Origin of the sequence: uncultured Romboutsia sp., assembly GCF_958366745.1 — a bacterium.
GTDB classification, from domain to species: domain Bacteria; phylum Bacillota; class Clostridia; order Peptostreptococcales; family Peptostreptococcaceae; genus Romboutsia; species Romboutsia timonensis.
Genome location: NZ_CATXCO010000137.1, coordinates 1 through 6,516 on the forward strand (window position 1 = coordinate 1; position 6,516 = coordinate 6,516).

8 protein-coding genes are annotated in these 6,516 nt (G+C 28.2%); 6 read left to right on the plus strand and 2 right to left on the minus strand.

All coding sequences use genetic code 11. The annotated features are described in order from the left end of the window. The 5 genes from Q5F54_RS09290 to Q5F54_RS09310 form a co-directional block, all read left to right on the plus strand. Positions 1–370, plus strand: a 370-nt coding sequence (locus tag Q5F54_RS09290) for a molybdenum ABC transporter permease (RefSeq protein ID WP_302334295.1), incomplete at its 5' end; no start/stop codon positions are given. Positions 371–381: 11 nt separating this feature from the next. Further along, positions 382–1,401, plus strand: a complete 1,020-nt coding sequence (locus tag Q5F54_RS09295) for a molybdopterin-binding protein (RefSeq protein ID WP_281539027.1) — start codon at positions 382–384, stop codon at positions 1,399–1,401. 13 nt (positions 1,402–1,414) lie between these two features. Further along, positions 1,415–1,894 carry a cyclic pyranopterin monophosphate synthase MoaC gene (gene moaC / locus Q5F54_RS09300; protein ID WP_071120772.1) on the plus strand — a complete coding sequence of 160 codons (480 nt, stop codon included), beginning with the start codon at positions 1,415–1,417 and terminating at the stop codon, positions 1,892–1,894. Positions 1,895–1,905: 11 nt separating this feature from the next. Beyond that, complete coding sequence (gene moaA / locus Q5F54_RS09305; protein ID WP_277231176.1) at positions 1,906–2,877, plus strand: GTP 3',8-cyclase MoaA; 972 nt, start codon at positions 1,906–1,908, stop codon at positions 2,875–2,877. Positions 2,878–2,881: 4 nt separating this feature from the next. Next, a complete protein-coding gene (locus tag Q5F54_RS09310; protein WP_281539026.1) occupies positions 2,882–3,319 on the plus strand; it encodes an MOSC domain-containing protein in 438 nt (145 codons plus the stop codon). A gap of 58 nt (positions 3,320–3,377) precedes the next feature. Here Q5F54_RS09310 and Q5F54_RS09315 read toward each other — a convergent pair whose 3' ends face one another. Further along, positions 3,378–4,076, minus strand: a complete 699-nt coding sequence (locus tag Q5F54_RS09315; protein ID WP_281539025.1) for a YoaK family protein — start codon at positions 4,074–4,076, stop codon at positions 3,378–3,380. Between the two features lie 244 nt (positions 4,077–4,320). Between Q5F54_RS09315 and Q5F54_RS09320 the strand changes: the two genes are divergently transcribed. Beyond that, complete coding sequence (locus Q5F54_RS09320) at positions 4,321–5,505, plus strand: M20 family metallopeptidase (protein ID WP_281539024.1); 1,185 nt, start codon at positions 4,321–4,323, stop codon at positions 5,503–5,505. Between the two features lie 72 nt (positions 5,506–5,577). On the opposite strand, the gene Q5F54_RS09325 is transcribed toward Q5F54_RS09320, so the two are convergent. Further along, the coding region (locus tag Q5F54_RS09325) for an MFS transporter (RefSeq protein WP_302334296.1) at positions 5,578–6,516 on the minus strand (939 nt) is incomplete at its 5' end.

A 6,516-nucleotide genomic window follows, 5' to 3' on the forward strand; every position in this document is an offset into this window, starting at 1 on the left:
AGTAACTCTGCCTCTTATGTATCAAAGTATAAAAACATCTATTTTTGCTATAGACCAAGATATAATTAATGCAAGTAAATTAGATGGAGCAAGTGATTTTAAAATATTTACTAAGATAATATTGCCTTTATGTAAAAATGGAATTTATAGTGGAATATTATTATCATTTGCAAGATCACTAGGAGAGTTTGGAGCAACTATTTTAGTAGCAGGAAATATACCTGGAAAAACACAAACTCTACCAATGGCAATGTATAATGCAATAGAAGCAAATCAAACGAAAACTACTATAATTATATTATTTGTTATACTTAGTATATCAATATTACTTATAATTATTTATCACAATTTGAATAAAGACAAAATTTAGGAGAGTAGAATATGAAACAAATAAGAATTGAAGATTCTGTAGGTTGCATTTTATCTCATGATGTTACCAAAATCGTTCCAGGAGAATTTAAAGGAAGGTTATTTAAAAAAGGTCATGTAATAAGAGAAGAAGATATACCGAAGCTTTTAGATATAGGTAAGGAACATATATATGTTTGGGAACCTAAAAAAGGACAACTTCATGAAAATGATGCTGCAATAAGGGTAAAAGACTTAGTATTAGGACAAGGGTGTTATATATCAGAAGAAATAAAAGAAGGTAAAATAGATTTCTTTGCAAATACTCAAGGAATAGTAAAAATAAATAAAGACTTACTTTTAAAGCTTAATTTACTAGGAGAGATAATAGTATCTACTATACACAACAATACTCCAGTAAAAAAAGGTGAAAAGATAGGTGCAACAAGGGTTATTCCTTTAATAATAGATGAGAAAAAAATATTAGAAGCTGAAAAAATAATAAAAGAAAAAATAATAAGTGTAGAAGAAATAAAACCTAAAAAAGCTGTACTTATAACTACTGGTAATGAAGTTTATAAAGGAAGAATAAAAGATGCATTCTTACCAGTTATGAAAGAAAAGTTAGAGTATTATGGAAGTGAAATTGTTAAGCAAATAATTCTTCCAGATAATAAAGAAATGATAACAGAAAATATATTAAAAGCGATAGAAGAAGATAAAGTAGATATGATAATTTGTACTGGAGGTATGTCAGTAGATCCAGATGATGTTACACCATCAGCAATAAAAGATTGTAATGGAGAAATTGTAACTTATGGTGCACCGGTTTTACCAGGAGCAATGTTTTTATTAGCATACTATAAAAACATACCTATACTTGGAGTTCCTAGTTGTGCTATGTATTCTAAAAGAACTATATTTGACTTAGTACTACCAAGGATTTTAGCAGATGAAAAATTATCATTTGAAGATATAGCAAGATTTGGTAATGGAGGAATGTGTTTAAACTGTGAAATATGTTCTTTCCCACATTGCTCATTTGGTAAATAGGAGGAAATTAAATATGAACAAGTTAACACATTTTGATAAAAATGGGAATGCAGTAATGGTAGATGTATCACAAAAAAATGAGACAGAAAGAATAGCAACTGCGTGTTCTAGTATTTCTCTAAGTAAGGAAACACTAGAGTGCATAAAAAATAATCAAATAGGAAAAGGTGATGTATTAGGTGTAGCTAGAGTAGCTGGTATAATGGCGGCTAAAAAAACATCTGACTTAATACCAATGTGCCATCCATTAATGCTTACAAGTTGTAATATAGATTATGAAATAGATGAAATTAATAGTAATATAAAAATATTAGCTACGGTAAAAATTGTAGGCAAAACAGGTGTAGAAATGGAAGCTTTAACAGCAGTAAGTGTATGTGCATTAACAATTTATGATATGTGTAAGGCAATAGATAAAAAAATGGTCATTGAAAATACATTTTTATTAAATAAAACAGGAGGTAAAAGTGGAGAATTTAACTTTTTTGAGTAGCCACTAAAGTTATGATAGACAAATTTGGAAGAAAAATAGACTATCTTAGGATTTCTGTCACGGAAAATTGTAATTTAAAGTGTATATATTGTATTGATGAAAATAACATACTAAATTCCTGTAACAATGATATTTTAACAGATGATGAAATTGTAAAAATTGCAACAGAATGTGCAAGACTAGGTATTAAAAAAATAAGAATTACAGGAGGAGAACCTTTAGTTCGAAAAAATATAGAAAGTTTAATATATAAACTAAAATGTATTAATGGAATAGAAGAGATATATATAACAACAAATGGTGTATTATTACATACTAAAATAGAAGATCTTAAGAAAAATGGATTAACCGGAGTAAATATAAGTTTAGATTCTTTAAATAAAGACAGATTTAAAAAGCTTACTAAGTTTGATAAATTACAAGATGTATTACTTTCTATAGATAAGGCATTAGAACTAGGTCTTAAAGTAAAGATAAATACAGTTATTGTTGATGATATAAATAAAGATGAAATAATAGATTTTGTAAACTTAACAAAAGATAAAAATTTAGATATTAGATTTATTGAACTTATGCCAATAGGTGCAGCAAAAAACTATAAAGGTACAAGCAATGAAGAAATAAATCAAATAATAAATAAAAATTTTAAAAATATTAAAGTCGAAAATAAAAGTAAAAGAAGTGGGCCTGCAAAATATATAAGAATAGATAACTATAAAGGAAAAATAGGATTTATAAGCCCAATATCAAGTTGTTTTTGTGAGGACTGCAATAGAATAAGATTAACTTCTACTGGATTTTTAAAAAAATGTTTACATTATAATTATGGAGTAGATTTAAAAAAACATATACGAAGTAACATAAGTGATAAAGATTTAAATGAGTTAATTTATTCAAATATTTATGATAAACCTCAAGAGCATCTTTTTATGGAGGACTGTGACAATAAAGAAAATAAATATATGAACCAAATCGGAGGATAGAGACATGGGGAAAGTATTAGCTATTTGCATAAGTGAGAAAAAAGGAACATTAAAAAATGAAATAAATGAAGCTAAATTTATAGAAGACTTTGGTATAGAAAATGATGCACATGCAGGTAAATGGCATAGACAAGTTAGTTTATTAGAATTTAATAAAATAGATGAATTTAGAAAAAAAGGTGCAAATGTAGACTTTGGTGCTTTTGGAGAAAATCTAGTAATAGAAGGCATTGAATTAAATACACTTTCTATAGGTCAAAAAATAAAAATAGGGGATGTATTATTAGAAGTTACTCAAATAGGTAAAAAATGTCATGATAAATGTCAGATATATTATCAAGTTGGAGAATGTATAATGCCTAAGAATGGTATATTTACTAAAGTTTTAAATGGTGGAAATGTCAAAGTAGGATATGAATGTAGCCTAGATTTAGATATCTAATAGTAAGTAATGTTGTTGTTAAATTTTTAAAACAATATATTATAGCTGCCTCAAATATTTATTTGAGGCAGTTTTTATTTTCATAGATATTTATCCAAAATGATTGTATTAATAATATAAAACTACAAATCCAAACAGCTTTAGTACTTATAGCAAGAGATACTAGAGTTCCAGGAATGGCACCTACTGCAAAAGAAAAAGTAAGAATTGTGAAAGTAAGGAGCTTTTTAATAGAATTTTTACTTTTTTCATCTAATACATTATATAGTAATAGACCAACATTTCTAATATTTCCAGTACATATAGTTGTATTAAACCCAATTCCAAGACATTCTTTAAATAAACACAACTGATATCCCATAAAAAAAGAAACTAGATTAGTAACAAAAATATCTGGAAAAAAAGTTGGAATTAAACCAATAAAAAATAATCCAATTGATTCTATAACTAAAGCTATTTTTCTCCAATCTCCAATGTATTTACATTTTATAATCATAGATTTTACTAATTCACTAAATACAGCACCTAATATACAAGCAACAATAGGAATAAAGTATCTTAATGCTTCTTGCCAATTACCAAGTGCAATATTAATTCCTAATTTAGACATATTAGCAGTGTGCATATTTGCTAATATATTATTTCTAGTAATATAGGTATATCCATTCATATAACCTCCAACAAAGGTCATTATCGTTAAAAAGATAGGATTTTCCCAAGGAGGAGTTTTTTGTTTTGTCTTATTGCTACTTTTCATAAAATTCACCTTTTAATATATGAATATTAATGATTTATATATTATGTCCTATATTAGTTAATAAATGCATTGGTAAAAGTACATATTAAATTCAAAAGTAATATTTTTAATATATTTTTATCTGAACGGATATTTTTTTTTATATTATACAAAATATAGTTGATAAGAAAAAATATATTATGTGAATTAATGTATTTATATAGGTTAAAAATAAAGTAAATTAAGAAATAAGTGAGGTAGTATTATGAATAAACTTTTAGAACAAGCTATAGCGATGAAAGATGAGATTATATCTTATAGAAGAACTATTCACAATAACCCTGAGGTTGGAACTGAATTACCTAAAACAAAAGCATATGTTATGGATAAGTTAAGAGAATTTGGATATGAACCTAAGGAAATATGTGAAAGTGGTATAGTTGCTACAATTGAAGGAAGCAAATCAGGGAAGACTTTCTTACTAAGAGCAGATATGGATGCCTTACCAATGGCAGAAGCTACTGGTCTTGATTTTAAATCAAATAATGGTTCTATGCATTCATGTGGTCATGATATGCATACAGCTATGCTTTTAGGTGCTGCAAAACTATTAAAACAAAATCAAAATGAAATAGAAGGTACAGTTAAATTAGTGTTCCAACCAGATGAAGAAGGATTTACTGGTGCTAAGAAAATGATAAAAGCAGGAGTTCTTAAAAATCCAGATGTTGATGCAGCAATGGCAATGCATGTACATTCTGGCACACCTTCAAACTTAATATTATGTGGATTAGGAACTAGTATAGGTGGATGTTATAGATTTAGAATAGCAGTAAAAGGTACAGGATGTCATGGAGCTATGCCAGAATTAGGAGTAGACCCAATAAATATAGCAACACATATATATTTATCACTACAAGAAATAACAAGTAGAGAAGTAACAGCTACAAAACCTGCTGTCATAACAATAGGAAAATTTGCAGGTGGAGATGCTCCTAATATAATACCATCAGAAGTTATTATGGAAGGTACAGTAAGATTCTTAGATAAAGAAGTTGGAGAATTTATAGTTGAAAGAATGAATGATATAATTACATCTACTGCTAAATTGTTTAGAGGAGAAGCAGAGTTAATAGAGTTATCTTCAGTACCTCCACTAACTAATGATGATAAACTAGCTCATGAAGTTACTAACTATATGAAAGATATAGTAGGAGAAAAAGCAGTTGTGTTATTTAACGGTGGAGGAATGGGATCAGAAGACTTTGCCTCTTATTCATATGAAGTTCCAAGTTTATATATTATGTTAGGTGCAGGTTCAAAACAAGAAAATGATTTATTTGGAGCACCAATGCATAATCAACATGTTGTATTTAATGAAGATATATTACCTACAGGAGCTGCTGTACATGCGTATAGTGCTATAATGTGGTTAAAAAATAATAAATAGATTATATTTTGTATTAAAACAATAAAAAAAGCGTAGATAAAATCTACGCTTTTTTATAATATAAATATATTTTTAGTTAGCTTTTTTCATTTCATTAGAATCAAAATTAGCTAAATTTTCTTTCTTTGCTTTGCTCATAGCTTTTATAGCTACTAATAACATTGAGTAAGCAACCAATATAGCAACTAATATGAATGACCAAGCTATCATGTATCCAGCTTTATCAACTATAACTCCGAATACGAATGATCCTAAAGCAAATCCTAAAGCAAAGAATACTTGAGTTATACCTAATATAGCTCCAAAATCTTTCCTTCCGAATAAAGCCCCAACTAACATTGATGGCGCTAAGATGTAAGCAAATACTGACACTCCTTTAGAAACTCCATATACATATGCTAAAGCTGGTATTTGTGGAGCAAGCATTAGTGATAAACAAGCTACTAAAGCTAAAACAAATCCTATTACTGTAGTTTTAGTAGTTCCAAACTTATCGTAGAAAGTTCCTCCTAATAAGTTTCCGAATAAAGAACATGCGGCAAATATTGATCCTACTGTTCCTAAAACTGCTTTATCAAATCCCTCAGAACCTAAGAATGCTGAATATTGAGTAGCTAAAGCTGATACATATATCCCTATGAATGCGAATGCTATAGCAAATATCCAGTATGCCTTCATTTTTGTAGCTTCTGCAAGCGTATATCCTTCTTTTGATTCAACTTTTTCTTCTGTATTAGTGTTTACTTCTTTATTTTTTCCTACTGCAACTTCAGAATTATCCTTTGCAGTTCTAATGAATAGTAAAGATACTGCTAACCCAACTACTAGTGATAATAATGCAAATCTTTGATACGCAGCAGCATATCCATATTGAGCTATCCAGTTTACTGAGAATTGTTGTAAGAATATATTACCTAAACCACTTCCAGCAAATGCTAGACCTGTAGCTTTACCTCTTAAACTATCATCAAACCAAGACATCATTATAACTGGTATCCCTATAGATGACAT

Coding starts and splice junctions, on each gene's coding strand:
- moaA (WP_277231176.1), top strand. CDS start 1,906: ATGATAGACAAATTTGGAAGAAAAATAGACTATCTTAGGATTTCTGTC.
- Q5F54_RS09320 (WP_281539024.1), top strand. CDS start 4,321: ATGAATAAACTTTTAGAACAAGCTATAGCGATGAAAGATGAGATTATA.
- Q5F54_RS09315 (WP_281539025.1), bottom strand. CDS start 4,076: ATGAAAAGTAGCAATAAGACAAAACAAAAAACTCCTCCTTGGGAAAAT.
- moaC (WP_071120772.1), top strand. CDS start 1,415: ATGAACAAGTTAACACATTTTGATAAAAATGGGAATGCAGTAATGGTA.
- Q5F54_RS09295 (WP_281539027.1), top strand. CDS start 382: ATGAAACAAATAAGAATTGAAGATTCTGTAGGTTGCATTTTATCTCAT.
- Q5F54_RS09310 (WP_281539026.1), top strand. CDS start 2,882: ATGGGGAAAGTATTAGCTATTTGCATAAGTGAGAAAAAAGGAACATTA.